The following is a 24,561-nucleotide window of genomic DNA, read 5'->3' on the forward strand; positions in this document are numbered from 1 at the left end:
TAAATCAAATGTTATGGAAAGTAATAGTAGAAAATGCTTTTTTTTAATGGTTTTTGCGGTGCTCTTTTCCAGTTGTTCGAATGATGAGGTGGAAGTTCCCAAGTTGAGCTGTACCCAACCGGATTTTGTCGCAAATAAAACCGTTGCCCAAGTGCATGCTAATGCTGCTGCGATTGTATCACAATATCTTTATGACGATATTATAGAAGCTTATGTGGTCTCAACTGATGAAAGCGGGAATTTTTTTAAAGCAATATCATTTCAAACTTTGGCTACTTCCACAGTGCCAGCCCAAGGTTTTAGCGTTCCAGTGGATGCGACTAATTTGTATGTCGATTATCGGCTAGGGAACAAAGTATATGTGAAACTGAAAAATCAATACACGGATATCAATTATGGGAGTTTGCGCATTGGCGGTATTTATGTCAATTCCTATGATGAAGGCGCAGTGGGCCGACTTTCTCAGAATGACTATAAAGGCGTGCTGCATGCTTCCTGTACGAATGTAACCGAAGACCTCTTGGTTCGCCCCATTACGATTGCTGATTTAGTGACAGATTCTAATTTGAATACGCTCGTCGAATTATCGGATGTGCAATTTACAGAAGCGGCTATGGGACGTCATTACTATGAGGAAACCAACGATATTGGTGGCGCGACCAACTGGAATTTAATGGATAAATACGGAAATCAAGTAATCTTTAGAACCAGTAGCTATGCTAATTTTTCCCGAAGTTTGGTTCCTGCCGGTAGCGGAAAAGTACGAGGCGTTTTGACCAAATTTGGTTCTGATTATCAGTTGCTGGCACGATCAGAAAAGGATGTCATGATGAGCGGTACACGTGCTGTTCCTTTTTTCTCCCAAGATTTTCAATCGGTGGTTGATAATAGCAATTTGAGTTTAGCCGGCTGGGCTAATATTGTTCAGAGTGGCACTTTGTTCTGGAAAGGCGGGGTTTATTCCGGCAATGGTTATGCAGAGTTTGCCATTAGTGGTACAAAAGTGAATTCGAATATAGCTTGGTTGATTTCACCCAAAATTGACATGGATACCCATACGAATGAGATTTTGACCTTTAGAACGGCCCAGCATCATCTGGATGTCGATTCTCCTTTGAACACATTGGAAGTCTATGTTTCCACTAATTTTGACGGTTTGAATGTTACTAAGGCAACCTGGATTCCGCTTGTAGTAACCTTGCCTAAACAAGCGACACCTTGGTACCAGTTTGTTGGTTCAGGCGGAGTGGATTTGTCTTCTTATACCGGAAAAATTAATATTGCTTTCAAATACATTGGGTCGGGTAGGAACCTAGCTTTAGATGGCGCTTTTCAAGTGGATGATGTTCAAATTTTCGGGGATTAATAAACGTCTAGGATTGTTTTAATTTTGCACAATAGTTTTATATTTGTGACTTTATAAACAAAATTAAAATCATGAAATACGTTTTATTTTCCCTTGTTTTAACTCTTTTTATATCTTGTTCAAAAGACAAAGAAACTGATTATACCGCTAAGAATGAACAAGAAATTGTTGATTATATAGCCAAGAATGATTTAACTGCTCAAAAAAGCAGTTCAGGTTTGTATTACGTAATTAATGAGCCTGGTACCGGTGCTCAACCCACTGCAACCTCTAATGTAACGGTGGCTTACAAAGGCTATTTTACCAATGGAAAAGTATTTGATAAAAGCGAAGACAGCGGAATTTCGTTTGGTTTACAACAGGTAATCAAGGGATGGACAGAAGGAATTCCTTTTTTTAAAGAAGGCGGTAGCGGTCTTCTTTTAATTCCGGCTCACCTAGGTTATGGAAGTAATGACAGAGGGCCTATTCCAGGAGGTTCTGTACTTATTTTTGAGGTAAAACTAATTGCCGTTAATTAAAATAATGAGCTAAAACCCCTCTTTTTGAGTCGTTTTAGCTCATTCTAAATTGGATTTTATACTATCCAAAACCTACTTATTTAAATATTAAATGACTTTTAATAAGCAGCAATTGTGTATTCATAATTGTTTTGCTTATTTTTTGTTTTGTATTTTGCCGTCCCAAATCTATAGAAATACCACATGAAAACGTACTTTATCACCATTCTTATGATGGTCTCCCCTTTTTTGACGCAAAGTCAAACACTAGAGAATCCAGTTAAGTTAAAACAAATTAATGTTGTTAAAACAAATTTTCGCAATTTGAAAGATGGTGAAATTGTCAACAAAACAATACAATTTAAGGAAGGAAAACTCTCCGCTATCAAAACGTCTGATGTTATCCAAAGCTTCTTTTATAATCCAAATGGCTTATTGGACATGACGGTAAAAGAAAGAGAAGGAAGCGGCTGGAAAGAAGTGGTTAATTACAGCTATGACAAAGCAAACAGATTAACTAAGTTTAGCAAAAAATACGACGAAAATGGCCAATATGTTACTAAGACAATAACGATAACATACGAGGGAGCCAGAATAAAAGCGATCACAAAAAAAAGTAATAATCACCAAAATTTTGTTGAAGACATTGAATATGTAGTCGAAAACGGGATCATCGTAAGGAGAGCTTCAAGAGATAGAAACCAACAGATTATCAGTAAAAAAGAGTATGGATATTACAAGAATAATTTTGTAAGTCAGAAAGGATTGGTTGGAGATAAATCGACCCAGTATTATACTTTTGATGATAAAAATTCGATTAATCGGCTGATTGTAAAAAATTTATTTGGAGAGAATTACAAACTGATTGTTCCCATAGTTTCTTTTCATGAAGATGAATTTGATTTGCAATCCATTTCTGAGAATAATCAATTGAGTTCCAAATCGACTTCGGTAGATTTTATTGGAAAATCGGGAATTTATAAATACAACAGTAATAATTATCCTGTTTCGCATGCGCTAATAGAAGAGAATGGGATTGTGAAAACCCAAACAACCTATTTTTACGAATAATATTTTGACGACAACTAGTGCATTTTTAGGTTCAAGTCTGGAAAACAAGCGTATTAATTTATTTTCTATTCTATTTAAAAAGCGATTTCAATAAGTGTAAGTACCTAGCAAATGATTAAATTTGTAGCTTATTCAAAGTTATGTTAGAAAAAGAAGTATTAAATTTCGAAAAAACAGCCATTGTAGGCATTGTAACTCAAAATCAAAGCGAAGAGAAATTAAACGAATATCTTGACGAACTGGAGTTTTTGACTTTTACGGCTGGAGGGGAAGTGGTGAAACGCTTTTCGCAAAAAATGGAACGTCCCAATCCTAAAACTTTTATGGGTACAGGTAAGATCGAAGAGATTCATGCGTATGTAAAGGAGAATAATATTTCGACATTGATTTTTGATGATGAATTAACGCCTTCACAACAAAAAAATATTTCCAAAATTATTACCGAATGTAAAATTCTAGACAGGACGCACCTTATCCTGGACATTTTTGCACAACGTGCCGAAACTTCCTATGCAAGAACCCAAGTAGAGCTGGCACAATGTATTTATATGTTGCCGCGATTATCCGGACTTTGGACACACTTGGAGCGTCAAAAAGGGGGAATTGGAATGCGTGGACCCGGTGAAACAGAAATTGAAACAGACAGACGTATTGTGCGCGATAGAATTGCGTTACTGAAAGATAAAATTAAAGCGATTGACAAACAAATGGGAACACAGCGAAGCAATCGTGGTTCTATGGTGCGTGTGGCTTTAGTGGGATATACGAATGTGGGGAAATCTACTTTGATGAATGCCATTGGGAAAAGCGATGTATTTGTAGAAAACAAACTTTTTGCGACCTTAGACACAACCGTTCGCAAGGTGGTGATAAAAAACCTGCCTTTCCTATTGTCAGACACCGTGGGATTCATCCGTAAATTGCCCACTATGCTGGTGGATTCTTTCAAGAGTACGCTTGATGAGGTTCGTGAGGCCGATTTGTTATTGCACGTTGTCGATATTTCACATCCTGAATTTGAAGATCATATTGCATCGGTAAATCAAACTTTATTAGACATCAAGGCGCATGACAAACCCGTAATCATGGTTTTCAATAAAATAGATGCCTACAAGCATTTAACGATTGACGAAGATGATTTGATGACCGAAAAAACAACTAAACATTATACGCTGGAAGAATGGAAATCGACTTGGATGAGCCGTGTAGGAGAGCAAAATGCCTTGTTTATTTCAGCCAAAAACAAAGAAAACTTTGAAGAGTTTAGAGCATGTGTTTATGAAGCGGTAAGACAAATTCACATTACCCGTTTTCCGTATAATAAATTTTTGTATCCTGATTACAAGGACGCTATCGAAAAAGAAGACAAAGAAGAGCAAGAAACAGAGTAAATTCTGCTCGATAGTTTTATAAATAGAAATCCCTTTTGATACATGTTCAAAAGGGATTTTTTATTGGGCATGCCCCAACGGATGCTTTGAAATACAGCATTACTATAGCCATTTTAAAATTCAGAAGAATTAGGCTTTAATTCGTATTTTCGCAAAACCAAAGAACAACTCTTTTTATAAGCTGTAAAACGGCTAGAGTGTTGGAAACAAAGAAGAAGTGAAAAAGGCGGAAAACGAAAAGCTAAGCTGGACTGTTTGTCCTGAATGTCAGGGACGCGGCAAAAAAAGTCGGGGACTGAGTCAGAAAGCACGACGAACTTACCAGATAGCGGTCGATCAATTTGAAAAAACGAAAGGCGAAGGAACAGCTCCAGTGCGTCCTAAGGCTCACTTATATTCCTGCTTGAGCTGTAGCGGTTCTGGCTTGCTTCCTTCAACTGGCCCTCCTATCGCAGATAAAGAAAATTACCCACATGTCGCTATTATTGGTGGTGGAATAGGTGGAGTGGCGCTGGCGGTGGCTTGTTTGCACCGCGGCATTCCCTTTACTCTTTATGAGCGCGATAACAACTTCGATGCGAGATCTCAGGGTTACGGACTTACTTTGCAACAAGCGAGTAAAGCGATTGAGGGATTGGGTATTCGCTCTTTAGCAGAAGGAGTAAGGTCAACACGACATTTAGCTCATACTACAACAGGAAAAGTCATTGGTGAATGGGGGGTCAGAAAGTGGATACAATCCGATGCGGAAACGGTTACGAAACGCGCTAATGTGCATGTCCCTCGACAGTCTTTGCGCTTAGAGCTGCTGGAGCAACTTGGTGGTGACGATGCTGTTCAGTGGGGACACCAGTTAGTTCATTTTGAGGAATCGACAGAGCAGGGAATTGATCTGAGTTTTCAAGTAAACGGGAAGCTTCAACATGCCAAAGCAGATCTTGTGGTGGGCGCCGATGGTATTCGCAGTTCGGTGCGGAGGTTGCTGCTTGGTGATGATGGTTTGCCTTTGCGTTATCTGGATTGTATTGTGATATTGGGCATTTGTCCATTGGGAGCTCTTGAAGATCTTAATAGTCCTTTATTGGATTCGGCTACTGTTTTTCAAACCGCTAATGGCAATGAGCGAATTTACATAATGCCTTATACGTCAGACTCGGTGATGTGGCAATTGAGTTTTCCAATGTCCGAAAAAGAGGCTATGGCGTTAAGTGCGCTAGGCTCAAAAGCACTCAAAGAAGAAGCTTGTCGCAGAACGCAATGGCATGATCCCATACCTGCTATTTTAGCAGCGACTCAGGAAGCTCAGATTTCGGGCTATCCTGTATATGACCGGGAATTACTCCAGCCGGAATCGTTGGAGAAAGCAGGGCAAGTCACGCTAATTGGAGATGCAGCGCATCCCATGAGTCCATTCAAAGGACAGGGGGCAAATCAAGCACTGCTGGATGCGCTCGCACTGGCCCGGGGAATCTCAAGAGGTTGCAATCCTGTGTCACAATGGAGAAAAAGGGGACTGAGAGAAAGTGTATTAACAAAATTTGAATCCGAAATGTTAGCCCGTAGTGCTTCCAAAGTAAAAGATTCGGCAGCAGCTGCAGAGTTCTTACATTCCGAAATTGCGCTTCATGAGGGCGATCAGCCGAGAGGTCGTTGTCTAAAGAAAAAAGATGTAAGCTAAATAGGTCTTCAGTTTTCCGTTTGTGTAAAAGAAATTAGAAACCATAATTGACTCCCAATCCAAAAATTTCACGCACCTGAACGGCTTGGACCGAATTATCATCATAGATGGCCTGAACAGCAACATTTGCCGATAGGTATTTGTTGATTTTCATGATGACATTCATCTGATAATCGACATCAACGTTTTGAGGGTTATCTAAATAATTAGAATATAAATTTAATCTGTTCTCAATGGAAACATTGGCCATTACATTGAATTTATAATAAGCGCTAATACTGGCTCCGAATTCAAATCGGGAAACGTCACCTTGTAAAACGCCATACGAAGGGGCTAAATCAGTAAAATGTTTGTGTACAATAATTAATTTAGCTGCTGCCGGTGAAAAATTGACGCTTAGATTATCGTTCTTTTTCCATAACATTCCGGGTCCAAATTGAAAATAGGCTGGAGAGAAAAAATGAGAAATTTTCTGGTCATTTTTATCCAAACCAGTATCCATTTGGGTTTTAAAATTAAAATATAAGGAATAATACCAGTTACCGGATGCTTTTTTGCCCCAAAGGGAATTCAGCTCCAGACGGTCGTCTGTTTTGGCGGTTTTAGTGTCGCCTTTTATTTTACTTAAACCGTAAGCCAAAATGAATTTATTATCCCAAACAACAGCTCCTTTTTTATAATTGAAATCATAGTTTATGCCTAGATTTCCCGCGATATTGGATGTTCCGCCACCAAGCCATTGTTTATTATAGGCAGACTGATTGAAAAGTAAGGAGATATTTCCTTTTTTTGTCCAAAGTTTTGTAGTGTCTTTTGCGACTTCTTGGGCATTTGCGGATAGGAGTGTCAAAATAAAAACCAAAGAAAGTATTACTTTTTTCATATTCTTTAATTTTGTTAGTATAACAAATATAAAAAAAGCAATTGAGAAAACAGGGCTTATTATTTTTTCTTATACAAGGGTACAGCGGAGCAGGCTTCGCCATACATGATGCTTCTGGCATAAGCTTGCAGGTGATGTGCCGCTAATACATAAGCACGCATAGGTACGGGTTTTCTGGAACAGCCTTTTATGATAATTGGTTTATTTTGATAAACAGCATAGTCAATTTTAGGAAGTAATTCCTCATATAAGGCGGCATCTAAATCTTCGATGGTTCCATTGATAATTTTCTTGGCAAATGGTGCCAGTTGGATTGCCACTAAGATAGAAGCCCAAGCCGGAATAATAGCATCCGTACTGCAATGGATGGCTACAAATTGGTCTTGGTATTGGGTCCAGTCGTGATTTTTAAGATGCTCTCTAAAGTCTTTTTCTTTTAACAAAAAACCTTCCAAAAGCCATTGTGAAATGTCGATTTGAGTCCGAATCCCTTTTGGATAGTAATCTTCTAAATCGAAAACTTCCAAGGCACTATTGGCAACTTTGTTTACTATTTCTTCCATAAAAAAGTTTAGTTTCATGTTTAAAGTTTCAAGTTGAATAACCTGAAACTTTAAACTTTAAACAAATTTTTAAAGCATTCCTAATTCTAATTTTGCTTCTTCACTCATCAAATCTTTGCTCCAAGGCGGATCAAAAGTGATTTCTACTTCAGCGTCTTTTATATGCTCAATAGATTTTACTTTTTCTTCCACTTCTCTAGGTAAGCTTTCGGCAACCGGACAATTAGGAGAAGTAAGGGTCATCAGGATTTTTACTTCATAATCAGTATTGACCATCACGTCATAAATCAAACCTAATTCATATATATCTACAGGAATCTCAGGATCGTAGATGGTTTTTAATTTTTTTACGATCGCTTCGCCTAATTCATTTGTGTCTATTTCTGCTGTCATAATTTAATTTGTTTTAAACATATAATTTCCTTTTTTTAAAGTAAAATAGAAGTATATGTAGGTTTTTATTTTGTTTTAATTTTTATTGTTAGAAACATATAAGTCATATAAGTTTTTTTTTAAAAGTAAGATATAAGGACATATAAGTTTTATTTTGTATTTAATTGGCTTTAAACATATAAGTAATCTACGTTTTTAATTTGCTTATATGACTTATATGTTAAAACTAATCCTCAAGCCTGCTATAAAATTCATTGACGAATGTTTTTTGACCCTCATAGAAAATATTTTTCACATTAAAGTTTATCAACAAGCCAATAGGTGCATTTAATAAGTTCATATAAGTAAGCAATTGCGCTTCAAAAATAGGGTTTATTTCATTTACCGATTTTAATTCAACAACAAGATTGTTTTCTATTAATAAATCACATCTAAGTTTAGATTCTAACTCATGTCCCTTATATTTTAAAGGTACCAATAATTCTGAAGAGTAATTTATTTTTCTTAATTCCAATTCTTTTTTCAGACATTGATGATAAACACTTTCTAAAAGACCAGGACCTATACTTTTATGAACTTCAATTGCGGCTCCATTAACCTGATAAACTAAATCTTTGAGATAACTTCTTGTTATATTCATAGTATCAGTTTTTGATGTTAATAAAGTTAGTAGGGGCTTATTTAAGTTAAAAAAACTTATATGACTTATATGTTTAAATTAATTTTTTGAATTGAATGCCAAAGCATACATTTTTATATTTTTTATCATTGAGACTAAACCGTTGGCGCGAGTAGGAGACAGATGTTCTTTCAGTCCTATTTCGTCAATGAAATCCATATCGGCATTGATAATATCTGTGGCTGATTGATTAGAAAAAGCACGGATTAAAATCGCGATAATCCCTTTGGTCAATATCGCATCACTATCTGCCGTGAAAACAATTTTGTCCTCATTTTGTTCTCCTTGCAGCCATACTTTTGATTGGCAGCCTTTGATGAGGTTGTTCTCTGTTTTGAATTCTTCTTTGATTAAAGGAAGGTTTTTTCCTAATTCGATGATGTATTCGTAGCGTTGCATCCAATCATCAAACATAGAAAATTCATCTACTATTTCGTTTTGTATGTCTTTAATTTTCGTCATTCTGTTTTGCAAATGAATTAATTTTATTTACTAATTTTTTTATTTCGACTGGTGGAAATCCATGGTCAAAACTCTTCGATTCGTATATTTTTCCTTTGTAAGTAATTTTCAAATTGGCTATAGCCGCTCCATCATAAAAACGCTTTTCTGTTGGTGATTTCAGGTCGGGAATTTCTTCCAGATTGAGATCTTGAAAAAGATTAATCAATTCATTCCAGTCGGCATCCGAAATTTTAGTTGCCACTGGTTTGTCTTGTTGATCCCTTTCTTTACTAATCGAAAGCTGTTGTTTTTCAACGACTATTTTTTGATAAAAACCTCTTGTATTGGCTACATATTCAATTATAGCGGCATCAATTTCCTGTGCTTTGGTGTTTTCGCAACCTTTCCCCAGAAAGAGGGTTAAGAACAATAAAGAGATTAGTTTCATATATGTAAAATTTATTTGTCATAGGTCATATATGGTATCGCCTTTTTATTTATAGAAGTTTGCTTGGGCAAACTGGTTGTTAATGGCGATTTCATAATTTTATTTTTTAAGATAACATGGTTTTGGCTCTTTTAACTGCTTCGACCATCAAATCAATTTCTTCTTTGGTATTGTAAAAAGCAAATGAGGCTCTAATGGTTCCTGGGATACAGAAAAAATTCATTATCGGTTGGGTACAATGGTGCCCTGTTCGTACCGCTATTCCCAATTTGTCAATAATGGTGCCAATATCATATGGATGAATTCCTTCAATATTGAATGAAATTACCGAAGTTTTTTCGTTGGCAGTTCCAATGATTTTCAAGCCTTCAATTTCTAAAAGACGTTGTGTTCCGTATTCCAGTAACTCTAATTCTTGTTTTTGAATGTTCTCAAAACCAATGGAATTCATATAATCGATTGCTGTTCCCAGTACAATTCCTCCGGCAATATTAGGCGTTCCGGCTTCAAATTTATGAGGCAATTCAGCATAGGTTGTTTTTTCAAAAGTTACTTCCTTGATCATCTCCCCGCCGCCTTGATAAGGAGGCAATTTATTCAGCCAAGCTTCTTTTCCGTATAAAATTCCGGTACCCGTTGGCCCGCACATTTTATGTCCAGAAAAAACATAAAAATCACAGTCCAAAGCTTGAACGTCCGGTTTCAAATGCGGTACAGCTTGCGCTCCATCAATCAAAATGGCAGCACCAACTTCGTGTGCCTTATCGATCATGTACTTGATGGGATTGATGGTTCCCAGTGCATTTGAAATGTGATTTACTGTCACAATTTTGGTTTTGTCTGACAACAATTGGTCATATTCTGCCATAATCAATTCGCCTTTGTCATTCATGGGAATGACTTTTAGCGTCGCGCCAGTTTTCTCGCACAGCATTTGCCAAGGCACAATATTGCTGTGATGTTCTAATGCCGAAACGATCACTTCATCGCCCGCTTTTAAAATCGAGGCAAATCCGTTGGCAACTAAATTAATCCCAAAAGTAGTTCCTGAAGTAAATAATACTTCATGGGAAAATTTGGCATTAATGTGATTTTGCATTTTCACGCGGGATTCCTCATAAGCATCTGTAGCCAGCTGGCTTAAAGTATGTACGCCACGGTGAATGTTGGCATTGATTTCTTGGTAATATTTGGAGATAGCATCAATGACCACTTGTGGTTTTTGTGATGTGGCTCCGTTATCGAAATAAACTAATGATTTGCCGTTTACTTTTTGAGAGAGTATCGGAAAATCGGCTCTTATTTTTTGAATGTCTAGCATAATTATTTAGAAAAATTCTAAATACAAAAGTACTAAAATTATGCGATTAAGAAATTAAGAAAATTAAGTTTTTAGCAGATTATTGGTCTGATTTAGACTCTTGAATCAAGATTTCTGCAATTATCGATTATTTCTCCGTTTTGAAATGTTTTTAATAAATTGCATAAAAATACTTTCAGATGAAAAAAATATTCAAAATCATTGGTTTGGCTTCTTTTATTGGTGTTTTCTATATTGGGTTTTCGACCTATCCCAAACTGGATTTGATTTCCGGATTTTCGGCCAAAAGTGTTGCTTCGGGGCATTTTATCGACCATCGTTCACTTGAAATGATTGAGAAAGGCGATAATGATATCGATATGATTGATTTGGCCAAAAACAACATAGATGAAGACGGAAAGTTTGCCACCGCTTCTGTTTATGGTCTCAAAAAGCGAAAAGCAATTTATCGAGACGGTTTAGGTGCAACTTTAATCAATGATGATTTTGATTTGACAAAGCCTTATTTGGTTCCAAAAAGAACGAAGTTGGATAACAATTTACCCTTTCCTTATGGAAATAAGGATCCTATGGATACTGTTTTTGCTAACATTGATTATAACAAATTGAATGCGGCTGTGGCCAATGCTTTTGATGTAAAGGGCAAAAAAGACAAGCGAACGCGTTCTCTGTTGGTGGTTTATAAGGATAAGATTATTGCTGAAAAGTATGACACCGGTTTTGATAAAGACAGTAAAATTCTGGGTTGGTCGATGACTAAAAGTATTACGGCAACTTTATTTGGAATACTTCAAAAACAGGGTAAATATGATATTTATAAATCGACACCCATTAGCGAATGGCAAAATGACGAGCGCAAAAAAATTACGACAAACGATCTGATTCACATGAATTCCGGGTTGGAATGGGAAGAAAATTACAATACGATTTGTGATGCGACCAAAATGCTTTTTCTATCGGAAAATATGGGACGAGTGCAACTGGAAAAGCAGGCGGTATTTAAACCGAATACGCATTGGAACTATTCTTCCGGAACGACTAATTTATTGTCTTACATTTTAAGAAATCAGTTTAAGACACATCAGGAATATTTGGATTTTTGGTACTCCGCTTTGATAGATAAAATAGGGATGAATTCCATGATTGTTGAAACGGATATGGCGGGGAATTATGTAGGTTCGTCTTATGGTTGGGCGACCACTCGTGACTGGGCCAAATTCGGTTTGTTGTACCTGCACAAAGGAAATTGGAATGGAGAACAATTATTTGAGGAAAGTTGGGCTGCTTATGTTGCGACTCCTACCAAGGGTTCCAAAGGAGATTATGGCGGACATTTTTGGCTCAATGCCGGTGGAAGATATCCGGATGCGCCAAAGGATTTGTATTCGGCAAATGGCTATCAAGGGCAAAAAGTATTTATTATTCCTTCGCTTGATTTAGTGATTGTGCGAATGGGTTTGACCGAAGATGCCAAGTTTGATGTCAACGGAATGTTGAAAGGGATAATTGGGAGTTTGAAAAAGTAGCCTTTAAATAAAATAGAAAACCCTTTCAGAGTTTTAAACTCTGAAAGGGTTGCTAAACTTCTTTCTTAGTAAGATTTACAAGTCAAATCCCAATTTCACGCCTAATTTATTGGCGATAATTGTAGTAATTCTTTGTTTTAATTCCGGTATTTTGATGTTTTCAATAACGGCATTTGAGAATGCATACATCAATAAAGCTTTGGCTTCTTTCTTAGGGATTCCACGTTGTTGCATGTAGAACATGGCGGTTTCGTCCAACTGGCCTATGGTGCATCCGTGAGAACATTTTACGTCATCGGCAAAAATTTCCAATTGTGGTTTTGCGTTTATTGTCGCTTTGTCGCTCAATAGGATGTTGTTGCTTTTTTGGAAAGCATTTGTTTTTTGAGCTTCTTTTTCTACAAAAACTTTTCCGTTGAAAACACCTGTGGAACGATCGGAAAAGATTCCTTTGTAATCTTGGAAACTTTCACAGTTTGGAGTTGCATGGTTGACCAAAGTGTAATGATCTACGTGTTGCTTTTCGCCAATAATGGTGATTCCGTTCAGGGTGCTTGTCAATCTTTCACCAAAATGGTAAAAATTCAAGTTGTTTCTGGTTAAGTTTCCTCCAAAAGAGAAGGTATGAACTGAAACGTGACTTTCCTGTTTTTGAGAAACGTAAGTATTGTCTATAAGATTGGCCTGTAGATTGTCATTTTGAATCTTGTAATAATCTACAATGGCACGTTTTTGGGCAAAAATCTCGGTAACTGAATTGGTTAAAACAGGATTTTCGCTTAAACTTTGATGACGCTCGATGATTTGTACATGAGAATTTTCTCCTACAATCACTAAGTTTCTTGGTTGTACCATCAATGCTGCTTCGTTTCCTGTTGAGAAATACATAATCTCAATAGGCTTGTCGGCTACTTTACTTTTTGGGATGTTGATGTATGCTCCTTCATTGGCGAAAGCCGTATTCAACGAAGTCAAACTGTCGTCTTTCTTGGCAATTTGGTTGAAGTAGGCATCAATAATCATCTTGTATTTTGGTTTGGTCAATGCCGAGGCCATCAAACAAACATCAATTCCTTCATGAGTTGTTGAAGATAGATGAGAGCTAAAAACACCGTCAATAAAGACTACTTTATAGGTGTCTATTTCGTGTAAAAAATATTTTTTTACATCTGAATACTGAATGTTGCTTTCTGCTTTTGGAAAAACGGTAAAGTCATTTTTTAGGATGGCATTTAGCGAAGTGTATTTCCAAGCTTCTTCTTTTTTTGTTGGGAAACCTTTATTTTCAAAGTTTTTTATCGCTTCTGTGCGTACATCATGAAGTTCAGAGTGAACATCGATGCGCTCTTCAAAAGCCATAAAAGACGATAGTAATTTTTCTTTTAAATCCATTTTTGGTAGTTATGAGTTATGAGTTATGAGTTTTGAGTTTTGCAAACTGTAAACTGTAAACTGCAAACTAGTTTTCTGCTTTAATCCAGTCGTATCCTTTTTCTTCCAGCTCGTGAGCCAGTTCTTTTCCGCCAGATTTTACAATTTTACCATTGTATAATACGTGTACGAAATCAGGAACGATATAATCTAATAATCTTTGGTAGTGTGTAATTACTACTATTGCGTTTTTGTCGTTTTTCAGTTTGTTCACACCATTAGCAACGATACGTAAGGCATCGATGTCCAATCCAGAATCGGTTTCGTCGAGGATAGCTATTTTAGGTTCTAGCATTGCCATTTGAAAAATTTCATTACGTTTTTTTTCTCCACCAGAGAAGCCTTCGTTAAGAGAACGGGAAAGAAATTTGCGATCGATTTCTAATAATTCTGATTTTTCGCGAATTACTTTCAGCATTTCATTGGCAGGCATTTCTTCCTGTCCGTTTGCTTTTCGTGTTTCGTTGATTGCCGTTCTCATGAAGTTCGTTACAGATACTCCCGGAATTTCTACTGGATATTGGAATGAAAGAAAAACACCTTTGTGTGCTCTTTCCTCTGGCGCCAATTCACCAAGATCTTCTCCGTCTAGAACAATTTCGCCTTCGGTTACTTCGTAGTTTTCGTTTCCTGCAATGATAGATGCTAATGTACTTTTTCCAGCACCGTTAGGTCCCATTATGGCGTGAATTTCTCCTGCTTTTACTTCAAGATTGATTCCTTTTAATATTTCTTTGTCGCCAATAGAGGCGTGTAGATTTTTTATGCTTAACATTTGTTTCTATTTTTTAAACCATTAAGGTATTAAGATTCAGTACGTTTTCTTTTGGATCTGGAAATTAACCCACACTTCCCTCAAGTGAAATTTCTAATAATTTTTGTGCTTCTACCGCAAATTCCATTGGTAACTTATTCAATACGTCTTTGCTGAAACCATTTACAATTAAAGCAATTGCTTTCTCTGTTGGGATTCCACGTTGGTTACAATAGAAAACTTGGTCTTCACCAATTTTACTTGTTGTAGCCTCGTGTTCTACTTTGGCAGATGGGTTTTTGCTTTCGATATAAGGAAAAGTATGTGCTCCGCAATTGTTGCCCATTAATAGGGAATCACATTGCGAAAAGTTTCTGGCATTATCAGCATTGGCGCTAATTTGTACCAAACCACGATAGCTGTTTTGAGATTGTCCCGCCGAGATACCTTTAGAAATAATGGTCGATTTAGTGTTTTTTCCTAAATGGATCATTTTAGTTCCGGTGTCAGCTTGTTGGAAATTATTGGTTACGGCTATTGAATAAAATTCTCCTACTGAATTTTCTCCTTTTAATATAACTGAAGGATATTTCCAGGTTACGGCAGAACCGGTTTCAACCTGTGTCCAAGAAATCTTTGCGTTTTTCTCGCAGATTCCTCTTTTAGTAACAAAATTGAAAACGCCTCCTTTACCTTCTTTATTTCCAGGATACCAGTTTTGAACGGTAGAATATTTTATTTCAGCATCGTCAAGAGCGATTAATTCTACTACGGCGGCGTGCAATTGATTTTCATCACGACTTGGAGCAGTACAACCTTCAAGATACGATACGTAACTTCCTTCGTCGGCAATTAATAAAGTTCTTTCAAATTGACCCGTTCCGGCTTGATTGATTCTAAAATAAGTTGAAAGTTCCATTGGACAACGAACGCCTTTTGGAATATAACAGAAAGAACCATCAGAGAATACTGCCGAATTCAAAGCAGCATAAAAGTTGTCTTTTTGCGGAACAACTGTTCCTAAATATTTGCGAACTAATTCCGGATGTTCTTTGATGGCTTCGGAAATACTCATGAAGATAATTCCTTTTTCGCCTAATGTTTTTTTGAATGTTGTTGCAACTGAAACCGAATCGACCACAATATCCATGGCTACATTATTCATCATCTTTTGCTCATCAACAGAGATACCTAACTTTTTATACATTTCTAAAAGTTCAGGATCTACATCATCTAATGTTTTATTAGGATCAACCGCTTTTGGAGCTGAATAATAGGAAATGGCTTGAAAATCTGGTTTTTCATAATGAACATTTGCCCATTCAGGTTCAATCATTTCTTGCCAAGCGCGAAAAGCTTCAAGGCGCCAGTCGGTCATCCATTGTGGTTCTTCTTTTCTAAGTGAAATGGCACGGACGATATCTTCGTTTAAACCTATTGGAAAAGTGTCCGATTCCAAATTAGTATAAAATCCGTACTCGTATTCTTTAGTTTCGAGTTCGATTTTTAAATCGTCTTCGGTATATTTTGACATAATTTTTTATTTTAAATGTTTTACAAAGAGAAACTCTCTCCGCAACCACAAGTTCTGTTTGCATTTGGATTATTGAAAACAAATCCTTTTCCGTTTATTCCGCCCGAAAATTCTAATATTGTTCCGGCTAAATAAAGGAATGATTTTTTCTCTACGGCGATGGTAATTTCGTTGTCTACGAATATCTTGTCGTCTTCGCTTTTAGTTTTGTCAAATTTTAAATCATAAGACAAACCAGAGCAACCGCCGCTTTTTACACCCACTCTTACATAGTCAGTGCTGGCATCAAAACCGTCCTCTTTCATCAAATCGATGATTTTCTTTTTGGCAGTATCAGAAACTTTTATCATGTGTTTGTATTGGTATTATGGGATTTGCATTGAAAATTTGATTTGAAAATCAGACCTTTCAGGAAGCTCATCGCATCGTTATATTGATTTTGTCTAAATTAACTGCAAAGATACTATATAAAAACCTTTTTCCATAATTGATAACATTTTTATAACTAATCTTGAAATAGAAAATGTCTATATTGTTTTGTAATTCAAAAAATAAATTACTTTTATGATTTATTAACAAGAAATAACGCTATAAAGCATGAACGAACCATTAACCAGCTCAAAAAGCTATAAAATTGATTTTAACGGAAATGGAAGTGACTTTTTTGGAGTCATTATTGTCAACTGGTTATTAACAATTGTGACACTAGGTCTTTATTATCCCTGGGCAAAAGCAAAACGCCTTCAGTTTTTGTATGGTGAAACTTCATTGAATGGAGATTCATTTTCTTTTCATGGTACGGGCAAGGAAATGTTTAAAGGATTCTTGAAAGCAATTTTGATATTTATTAGCCTTTATGGGCTGTTGGCTTTATTTATCTATTTAAAAATCCCATTTGTAGGCTTATTATTATTTTACCTGGGCTTTATCGCCATTTTACCTTTGGCAATTCATGGATCTTATCGATACAGGATGTCAAGAACATCTTGGCGAGGAATTCGTTTTGGATATAGAGGAGACAGGAATGAACTGACCAAAAATTTTTTCAAATGGATTTTCTTTACAATTATCTCTCTTGGGCTTTATGGTTCATGGATGTCAATAAATCTCAGAAAATACCTGTTGAATAATGTTCGATTTGGTGAAATTGAAATGAATTATGAGGGAGACGGAGGGGATTATTTTATCTTAAATTTGAAGGGCTACTTCTTGACGGTGTTCACTCTTGGAATTTATGCTTTTTGGTGGCAAAAAGATCTGTTCGAATATTATATAGACAACCTAAGTTTAAATAAAGGAAAAGATGAAATTCAATTGAATTCTACTGTAACCGGAGGCGGTTTCTTTAAATTGGCTTTTGTAAACTTATTTATTTTAATCGGTACACTGGGTCTTGGATATGCATGGGTTGTGACAAGAACGATGAAGTATATTTTTAGCAATATTGAATTAGAAGGAAATATTGATCTGGATTCGATACAACAAACAGAAGCTAATTATAAAGATGCTACAGGCGAGGATATCAGTGATTTCTTGGATTTAGATTTTGTAATGTAATATCATGAAGAATAAAACAATTGGGGTTTTTTATGATGGGAATTCTTCGGTTCCCCAGCCAATAGAATTGTCCTTCGACAAAGGAACTTCGATGTTTCATTTTGAATTGGCTAATAACACGGCTAATAGTTGGAAATTAGAGTCTGTTTCTTTTGAAAAAAAAGGAATGGCTCTGAATCTTCAACATGGTGAAGAAACTGTTCAGAGTATCATGGTCAAAGATTCTGATTTCATTCGGGATTTGACTGTTTTTAGAAAAAATAACGGACAACTGGATTGGTATCATAAATTATTAAATTTAGGATTGACTTCACATGCCTTTTTTGCTTTTTTGATCATGCTGTTTATAGGATTGTCTTATGTTTATGCCATTCCTTGGGTAGCCGAAAAATCAGTGGTTTTGATTCCAGAAGATTATGACGACAAACTGGGGAGCAATTTTTTTCAGGAGAATATGTTTTTCAGTTCCGTTGATTCGGTGAAAACAGCGGCTTTGAATGCATTTGCAAAAGAATTGAAATTAAAAAATAATAAACCGATAAAATTTACTGTGGTCGACTCGGATATTGTCAATGCTTTTGCTCTTCCTGACGGAAATATTGTTGTTTATCAAGGGATTTTAGACGAGATGAAGAGTTATGAAGAATTGGTGGCTCTAATTGGTCACGAAGTATCTCATGTTAATAATCGGCATTCGATGAAAGCGATTTGCAGAAGTTTATCCGGTTATTTATTCATTTCTGCAATTTTAGGGGATGCCAATGGTATTATGGCGACTATAGGGGACAATGTGAATAGTTTGCAATCACTTTCTTTTTCCAGAGAATTTGAACATCAAGCAGATTTAGATGGTTTTGAAATTTTAGTTTCCAATGGGGTTAATCCACAAGGGATGTCTGATTTATTCAAGCGACTGCAGCAGGATAACACCATTTCGATTCCAGAGTTTTTAAGCTCGCATCCGTTAACAGAAGAACGCATAAGCTATATCGATAAGATGATAAAAACAAGGTCTTTTGAGGCTAAGACTAATGATAAACTCAAAGGTATTTTTGAAAAATTAAAAAAGTAACGCTACTTCAACAGAGTGACTTATTTTTATAGGTAATCCGCTGTTATTAGTGTTTTTGTTTAGTGTATAATTCGGATATATCGGGTTTTTGATTTCAAGATTCAACAATATAACAACTATTTAAGGGGGTTTTATTGTTGAATCTTTTATATTTGAGGACAATTTAGTTTTAAACAATACGACCATGAAACTCTATCCTATAGAAACCGGGAATTTTAAACTTGATGGTGGCGCTATGTTTGGCGTCGTACCCAAAACCATTTGGAATAAAACCAATCCTGCCGATGAAAACAACCTAATTGATATTGCAGCCAGATGTTTGCTTATCGAGGATGGCAATAGACTCATCCTGATCGATACCGGAATGGGGAACAAACAATCCGAAAAATTCTTTGGGTATTATTCGCTTTGGGGAAGCCATTCTATGGATAAATCCTTGGCAAAATACGGTTTTCATCGCGATGATATTACAGATGTTTTTATGACCCATTTGCATTTTGATCATTGTGGCGGAAGTGTGCAATGGAACAAGGACAAAACCGGTTATGAACCTGCTTTTAAAAATGCCAAATTTTGGAGCAACGAAAATCATTGGGAATGGGCTACCAAACCCAATCCGAGGGAGAAAGCTTCTTTCCTGACCGAAAATATTTTGCCAATGCAGGAAAGTGGTCAGCTGCATTTTATCAAAAGACCAGAAGCTGATTTTCTAGAACAGTCAGAACTTGGTTTTAGCATATTCTTTGTAGATGGACATACCGAAAAACAGATGATTCCACATATTCAATATAAAGATAAGACAATTGTTTTCTGTGCTGATTTATTGGCGACAGCCGGACATATTCCGGTTCCTTATGTGATGGGATATGATACGAGACCTTTATTGACGATGCCCGAGAAAACTAAATTCCTGAATGCCGCTGCCGATAATAATTATTATTTATTTTTGGAACATGATGCGCATAACGAAATTATTACGGTGCAACATACTGAAAAAGGAGTGAGGCTGAAGGAAGTGTTTGGCTGTGAAGAAATCTTAACATAGTGTTAATCCAAGTGTTTTTTGTAACAAAAACATCTATTTTAGACTAATATTTTAAACATAAAATAAATAATTAAATGAATAGTATTAAACCCATTTGTCTTTCTGCTTTTGCCGTTTTGGTTTTAGCTGGTTGTGGAGCTCAAAAGCAAGTTTCAACTACTAATACTTTAGCAGTGATCAGTGCTCCTTTGAATGTAAAAAAAGTAGCTCCGTTAAAAGAAATTGAGCTAAAACGCTGGAGTCATTTGGATATCGTAAACGATACGATTCCGGGAATGAGTGTAGACAGAGCTTATGCTGAGATTCTGAAAAACAAAAAAGGAGTTAAAGTAATCGTTGGGATTGTAGATTCAGGGGTTGATATTGAACACGAAGACCTGAAATCGGTACTTTGGACTAACCCAAAAGAGATTCCGGGAAATGGAATTGACGATGATAAAAATGGTTATGTAGACGACATACACGGCTGGAATTTTCTGGGGGATATTACCAAAGAAAATTTAGAATACGAAAGAATTATCAAAAATAAAAACTTGGTTGATGAGGGTACTTATCAAGAAGCGAAAAAACTTAATGATAAAAAAATAGCCGAAGCAACAACAGGAAAGGTTCGAATGGAAGAAATGTTAGCAACTATTGCTGCTGGTGATGCTGCTTTGGTGAAACATTTTGGAAAAGCGGTTTATACAGCTGAAGAAGTGAAAGCTATCGCGTCAGAGAATCCAGAAATACAAAAAAGCAAGGCTGCAATCCAGCAAATGCTTTCTTTTGGGATGCCTTTGGCAGAATTGAAAACGGCAGTTCAAAAACAATTGGCAGATTTTGATGCTCTTTTAAATGGAGAGAATTTAAAGACTGACTATAGAAAAATTTTGGGAGACAACCCTCAAGACATTACCGATACAAAATACGGGAACAATAACGTTATTGGGCCAGATAAAGACGAAGCGCTTCACGGGACACACGTAGCTGGTATTGTAGCTCAAAGTAGAGACAATGCTATTGGCGGAGACGGTGTTGCTAGTAATGTAGAGATTTTAACAGTTCGTGCCGTTCCTGACGGGGATGAGTATGACAAGGATATTGCGCTTGGAATTCGTTACGCCGTAGACAACGGAGCAAAAGTAATCAACGGAAGTTTTGGGAAAAGTTTTTCTCCTCATAAACAATGGGTTTATGATGCTATTAAATATGCTGAGAAGAAAGATGTATTAATTGTACACGCAGCAGGAAATGATGCCAAAGACATTGACTACAGCGATAATTTTCCAAATGATTCTGATGATAAAATAAATGAATTTGCCGATAATATGATTACTATTGGAGCCTTGAATTTTGAATATGGCGATAAAGTGGTTGCGCGTTTTTCAAATATTGGTAAAGTGAATGTAGATGTTTTTGCGCCAGGAGTAAAAATTTATGCTACTACGCCAAAAGATTCCTACCAATATTTACAAGGAACTTCTATGGCTGCGCCAAATGTTGCCGGAGTAGCAGCCTTGATACGTTCTTATTATCCAAAATTATCAGCCTCACAGGTAAAACATATTTTGATGGATTCAGGTGTGGCAATCACTACTGATGTTGTTGTAGGCGGAAACCCAAAAGACAGTCGTTCTTTTTCAACATTATCTAAATCGGGTAAAATTGTGAATGCTTATAATGCCTTATTGATGGCTGAGAAAATGTCAAAAAAATAACCTTAATAATTACTAATCCAATGGAAGGGCACTTGTCCTTCCATTTTTTATTTGCAAAATGATGAGAAAATTGCTTTTACTTTCAATTGTCACTCTTAACTGGGGCTCTATTTATGCCCAAAGCACCACCTATTGGCAGCAACATGCCGATTATAAAATGGATGTTGTCATGGATGTGAAAAATTACCAATACAAAGGAAAACAAGAATTAGTTTATACCAATAATTCGCCCGATACCTTGAGAAAAGTGTATTATCATCTGTTTAATAATGCATTCCAGCCAGGAAGTGAAATGGATGCCAGACTGCATTCTATTAAAGATCCGGATGGGAGGATGGTGAATAAAGTAAATGTTGACGGCAAAGAGGTAAAAGTGAGCCGAATTGAAAGCTTAAAACCAAACGAAATTGGTTATCTCAAGATTAGTAATTTTAAACAAGATGGTATTGCTGCCGTTTCAAAGACCGTAGGGACTATTCTTGAAGTTAGCTTGGCTAAGCCAATATTGCCGAATTCTAAAACAACTTTCACACTTGATTTTGACGGACAAGCTCCAGTTCAGATTCGCCGTTCTGGTAGAAACAATTCAGAGGGAATAGCTTTGTCTATGTCTCAATGGTATCCAAAATTAGCCGAGTTTGATTTTGAAGGTTGGCATGCTGATCCATACATTGCCAGAGAATTTCATGGTGTTTGGGGGAATTTTGACGTGAAGATTACCATTGATAAAGAATATACTTTAGGAGGGACAGGTTATTTACAAAGTCCAAACGAAATTGGACATGGATACCAAGATGCTGGAGTTACGGTTAGTTATCCAAAGAAAACTAAAACCTTGACTTGGCATTTTATAGCACCAATGGTTCACGATTTTACTTGGGCTGCTGACAAAGATTATCTTCATGATGTGGTCAAAGGTCCTAACAATGTTGATTTGCACTTTTTGTATAAAAACAACCCAAAGATCATTGATAATTGGAAAAAATTACAGCCCCTAATGGTGAACATGATGGATTTTTTTAATAAAAACATCGGAGAATATCCTTATAAACAATATTCTTTCATACAAGGAGGTGATGGAGGAATGGAGTATGCCATGTGTACGTTGATGTTAGGAAATGGAAAACTGGAAGGGATTTACGGAACTGCAACCCATGAGCTAGCTCATTCTTGGTTCCAACATATTTTAGCTTCAAATGAATCAAAACATCCTTGGATGGACGAAGGTTTTACGACCTATGTTCAAGATTGGGCGGTTAATGAATTGTCAGCTAAGAAAGAAGAAAATCCTTTCAAAGGGAATTACAATGCCTATTACAAATTAATAGAATCAGGAAAAGAACAATCACAAAGCACACACGGAGACCGTTATGATGAAAATAGGCCGTATAGCGTTTCTTCTTATGTAAAAGGCAGTCTTTTTTTGTCTCAATTGGGTTATTTGATTGGGCAAGACAAATTAGCTGAAACGATAAAGAGATATTATCACGATTTCAAGTTCAAACATCCTACTCCTAATGATGTCAAAAGATCAGCTGAGCGTGTTTCGGGAGCAAACCTAGATTGGTATCTAATGGATTGGACTCAAACCACCAATACAATCGATTATGGAATCAAAGCCGTAACTGAAAATGGAGATAAAACTGCCGTTAATCTGGAAAGAATTGGAAGAATGCCTATGCCTATCGATCTGTTGGTTGAATATACTGACGGGAGCAAAGAAAGTTTCTACATTCCGTTGCGCATGATGAGTTTCGAAAAAGAAAACCCAAACCCATCTATAAAAAGAACAGTTCTTAATGATTGGGCTTGGGCAGCTTCTAATTATGATTTTACCATAGCTAAAGCAAAAAACAGCATCAAGAAAATCACTATTGACCCAAGCGGATTAATGGCTGATGTAAAACAAACGAACAATGTGTACGAAATGAAATAAGAGTTATTCTTAGAAATAAAAAAAGTCTAGTTTTTGAAGCTAGACTTTTTTTTATGTTCTTATTTTATGGATTATTTTAAATGATCCAGCATGTCTTTAGTCATGGTTTCCAAGTCATATTTATGACTCCAATTCCAATCTTTTCTGGCCTCGGTGTCATCAATGCTTGCAGGCCAGCTGTCGGCAATTTTTTGACGGAAATCTGGCTCGTAAGTGATTGTAAATTCAGGAATGTGTTTTTTGATCTCGGCAGCAATTTCTGTCGGAGTAAAACTCATCGCGGCTAAGTTATAAGAAGAACGTATTTTAATTTGCTCTTCCGGTGCCTGCATGATGCTTATGGTTGCATTAATGGCATCGTCCATATACATCATTGGCATTTTAGTTTCTGATGATAAAAAGCATTCGTATTTTTTATCAGCCAATGCTTTATGGAAAATATCTACTGCATAATCTGTTGTTCCGCCACCTGGAGGCGATGACCAGCTAATTAAACCAGGATAACGGATGCTTCGAACATCAACGCCAAAGATATTGTGGTAGTATTCGCACCATCTTTCACCCGCCTGCTTGCTGATTCCATAAACCGTTGAAGGCTCCATGATAGTGTATTGAGGCGTATTTTCTTTTGGGGTTGTAGGTCCAAAAACGGCAATACTAGATGGCCAGAATATTTTTTTGATTTTTCCGGCTTTCGCCAAATTTAAAACATGAAATAAAGAATTCATGTTCAAATCCCATGCAAAAGCGGGATTTTTTTCGGCTGTAGCCGATAATAAAGCAGCCATTAAATAAACATCAGTAATTTGATGTTGCTCTACAATATGTTCAATTTGATTGAAATCCAAAGCATTAATAACTTCAAATGGACCTGAGTTTACCACATCAGTATTCAATTTTCGAATATCGGAGGCAATGACATTTTCGGTTCCGTATATTTCCCTTAGCGAATGGGTCAACTCTGTGCCTATCTGTCCGCAAGCACCTATAATTAATATTTTTGGATTCATTGTGGTTGTTTTTTTTGTGAAGCAAAGATACTGTTTTCAAAAATATTTAGCGATCTCAAAGCAGAGTTTATAAGCTCAAAAATAATCAGCCCAAAGCGGTAATTGTTTTTATGAATTTTACTGATATAAAAAAGCATTTTGCTTTGCTTTGTAAATCGTATTTTGAAATCTATAATTATAAATTTACTTTGTAACTTTGCGCTTCGATGGGATTCAAAATGAAAGGAATATAAAAAGAGGATTTGATTCTGTCAAATAA

General features: G+C 36.4%; 23 protein-coding genes. 11 read left to right on the plus strand and 12 right to left on the minus strand.

Annotated features, from left to right (window positions below; translation table 11 throughout):
- Nucleotides 1-13 precede the first annotated feature (13 nt).
- From BUB25_RS04365 to BUB25_RS04385, 5 genes are all read left to right on the plus strand, one after another.
- Nucleotides 14-1,366 (plus strand): DUF5689 domain-containing protein, encoded by a 1,353-nt coding sequence (locus tag BUB25_RS04365; protein WP_072940565.1) that lies wholly within the window; start codon nucleotides 14-16, stop codon nucleotides 1,364-1,366.
- A 71-nt stretch (nucleotides 1,367-1,437) separates the two neighbouring features.
- A complete protein-coding gene (locus BUB25_RS04370) occupies nucleotides 1,438-1,887 on the plus strand; it encodes an FKBP-type peptidyl-prolyl cis-trans isomerase (protein WP_072940568.1) in 450 nt (149 codons plus the stop codon).
- Between the two features lie 183 nt (nucleotides 1,888-2,070).
- Complete coding sequence (locus BUB25_RS04375) at nucleotides 2,071-2,937, plus strand: hypothetical protein (RefSeq protein WP_072940571.1); 867 nt, start codon at nucleotides 2,071-2,073, stop codon at nucleotides 2,935-2,937.
- 140 nt (nucleotides 2,938-3,077) lie between these two features.
- Nucleotides 3,078-4,328, plus strand: a complete 1,251-nt coding sequence (gene hflX, locus BUB25_RS04380) for a GTPase HflX (protein ID WP_072940573.1) — start codon at nucleotides 3,078-3,080, stop codon at nucleotides 4,326-4,328.
- Nucleotides 4,329-4,545: 217 nt separating this feature from the next.
- Nucleotides 4,546-6,006, plus strand: coding sequence for an FAD-dependent oxidoreductase (locus BUB25_RS04385; RefSeq protein ID WP_072940576.1), 1,461 nt, complete (start codon nucleotides 4,546-4,548; stop codon nucleotides 6,004-6,006).
- A 34-nt stretch (nucleotides 6,007-6,040) separates the two neighbouring features.
- On the opposite strand, the gene BUB25_RS04390 is transcribed toward BUB25_RS04385, so the two are convergent.
- From BUB25_RS04390 to BUB25_RS04420, 7 genes are all read right to left on the minus strand, one after another.
- Nucleotides 6,041-6,889: a DUF3078 domain-containing protein gene (locus BUB25_RS04390; protein ID WP_072940579.1), complete on the minus strand. Its 849-nt coding sequence runs from the start codon at nucleotides 6,887-6,889 to the stop codon at nucleotides 6,041-6,043.
- A 59-nt stretch (nucleotides 6,890-6,948) separates the two neighbouring features.
- Nucleotides 6,949-7,452 (minus strand): DUF2480 family protein, encoded by a 504-nt coding sequence (locus tag BUB25_RS04395; protein WP_072941053.1) that lies wholly within the window; start codon nucleotides 7,450-7,452, stop codon nucleotides 6,949-6,951.
- A gap of 69 nt (nucleotides 7,453-7,521) precedes the next feature.
- A complete protein-coding gene (locus BUB25_RS04400) occupies nucleotides 7,522-7,845 on the minus strand; it encodes an SUF system Fe-S cluster assembly protein (protein WP_072940581.1) in 324 nt (107 codons plus the stop codon).
- Nucleotides 7,846-8,071: 226 nt separating this feature from the next.
- A complete protein-coding gene (locus tag BUB25_RS04405; protein ID WP_072940584.1) occupies nucleotides 8,072-8,485 on the minus strand; it encodes a GxxExxY protein in 414 nt (137 codons plus the stop codon).
- Nucleotides 8,486-8,563: 78 nt separating this feature from the next.
- Entirely contained in the window at nucleotides 8,564-8,986 is a 423-nt protein-coding gene (locus BUB25_RS04410; RefSeq protein WP_072940586.1) for a SufE family protein, read from the minus strand.
- Nucleotides 8,973-9,416, minus strand: a complete 444-nt coding sequence (locus BUB25_RS04415) for a hypothetical protein (protein WP_072940589.1) — start codon at nucleotides 9,414-9,416, stop codon at nucleotides 8,973-8,975. The genes BUB25_RS04410 and BUB25_RS04415 overlap by 14 nt, the downstream gene beginning before the upstream one ends.
- Nucleotides 9,417-9,522: 106 nt before the next feature.
- Entirely contained in the window at nucleotides 9,523-10,737 is a 1,215-nt protein-coding gene (locus tag BUB25_RS04420) for an aminotransferase class V-fold PLP-dependent enzyme (protein ID WP_072940592.1), read from the minus strand.
- 179 nt (nucleotides 10,738-10,916) lie between these two features.
- On the opposite strand from BUB25_RS04420, the gene BUB25_RS04425 reads away from it, so the two are divergent.
- Nucleotides 10,917-12,263: a serine hydrolase domain-containing protein gene (locus BUB25_RS04425; protein ID WP_072940595.1), complete on the plus strand. Its 1,347-nt coding sequence runs from the start codon at nucleotides 10,917-10,919 to the stop codon at nucleotides 12,261-12,263.
- A 75-nt stretch (nucleotides 12,264-12,338) separates the two neighbouring features.
- Here the strand turns inward: BUB25_RS04425 and sufD are convergent, their stop codons facing one another.
- The 4 genes from sufD to BUB25_RS04445 all read right to left on the minus strand — a co-directional run bounded on the left by sufD (nucleotide 12,339) and on the right by BUB25_RS04445 (nucleotide 16,332).
- On the minus strand, nucleotides 12,339-13,655 hold the full coding sequence (gene sufD, locus BUB25_RS04430) for a Fe-S cluster assembly protein SufD (RefSeq protein ID WP_072940598.1): 1,317 nt from the start codon (nucleotides 13,653-13,655) through the stop codon (nucleotides 12,339-12,341).
- A gap of 67 nt (nucleotides 13,656-13,722) precedes the next feature.
- Nucleotides 13,723-14,469 (minus strand): Fe-S cluster assembly ATPase SufC, encoded by a 747-nt coding sequence (sufC, locus tag BUB25_RS04435; RefSeq protein ID WP_072940601.1) that lies wholly within the window; start codon nucleotides 14,467-14,469, stop codon nucleotides 13,723-13,725.
- Between the two features lie 64 nt (nucleotides 14,470-14,533).
- Nucleotides 14,534-15,982 (minus strand): Fe-S cluster assembly protein SufB, encoded by a 1,449-nt coding sequence (sufB, locus tag BUB25_RS04440; protein ID WP_072940604.1) that lies wholly within the window; start codon nucleotides 15,980-15,982, stop codon nucleotides 14,534-14,536.
- A gap of 20 nt (nucleotides 15,983-16,002) precedes the next feature.
- The gene (locus tag BUB25_RS04445; protein ID WP_072940607.1) at nucleotides 16,003-16,332 is read right to left on the minus strand and encodes a HesB/IscA family protein; all 330 of its coding nucleotides are present in this window, start codon (nucleotides 16,330-16,332) and stop codon (nucleotides 16,003-16,005) included.
- A gap of 247 nt (nucleotides 16,333-16,579) precedes the next feature.
- Between BUB25_RS04445 and BUB25_RS04450 the strand changes: the two genes are divergently transcribed.
- The 5 genes from BUB25_RS04450 (at nucleotide 16,580) to BUB25_RS04470 (ending at nucleotide 23,292) form a co-directional block, all read left to right on the plus strand.
- Nucleotides 16,580-17,539: a YjgN family protein gene (locus tag BUB25_RS04450; protein ID WP_072940609.1), complete on the plus strand. Its 960-nt coding sequence runs from the start codon at nucleotides 16,580-16,582 to the stop codon at nucleotides 17,537-17,539.
- A gap of 4 nt (nucleotides 17,540-17,543) precedes the next feature.
- Entirely contained in the window at nucleotides 17,544-18,611 is a 1,068-nt protein-coding gene (locus tag BUB25_RS04455) for a M48 family metallopeptidase (RefSeq protein ID WP_072940612.1), read from the plus strand.
- A 184-nt stretch (nucleotides 18,612-18,795) separates the two neighbouring features.
- On the plus strand, nucleotides 18,796-19,656 hold the full coding sequence (locus tag BUB25_RS04460) for an MBL fold metallo-hydrolase (RefSeq protein WP_072940615.1): 861 nt from the start codon (nucleotides 18,796-18,798) through the stop codon (nucleotides 19,654-19,656).
- A 74-nt stretch (nucleotides 19,657-19,730) separates the two neighbouring features.
- Nucleotides 19,731-21,356, plus strand: coding sequence for a S8 family peptidase (locus BUB25_RS04465; RefSeq protein WP_072940619.1), 1,626 nt, complete (start codon nucleotides 19,731-19,733; stop codon nucleotides 21,354-21,356).
- Nucleotides 21,357-21,417: 61 nt separating this feature from the next.
- Complete coding sequence (locus tag BUB25_RS04470) at nucleotides 21,418-23,292, plus strand: M1 family metallopeptidase (protein ID WP_072941056.1); 1,875 nt, start codon at nucleotides 21,418-21,420, stop codon at nucleotides 23,290-23,292.
- Nucleotides 23,293-23,363: 71 nt separating this feature from the next.
- Here the strand turns inward: BUB25_RS04470 and BUB25_RS04475 are convergent, their stop codons facing one another.
- The gene (locus tag BUB25_RS04475; protein ID WP_072940623.1) at nucleotides 23,364-24,302 is read right to left on the minus strand and encodes an L-threonine 3-dehydrogenase; all 939 of its coding nucleotides are present in this window, start codon (nucleotides 24,300-24,302) and stop codon (nucleotides 23,364-23,366) included.
- Between the last annotated feature and the right edge of the window lie 259 nt (nucleotides 24,303-24,561).

This window comes from Flavobacterium granuli (genome assembly GCF_900129705.1).
Taxonomy (GTDB): Bacteria; Bacteroidota; Bacteroidia; order Flavobacteriales; family Flavobacteriaceae; genus Flavobacterium; species Flavobacterium granuli.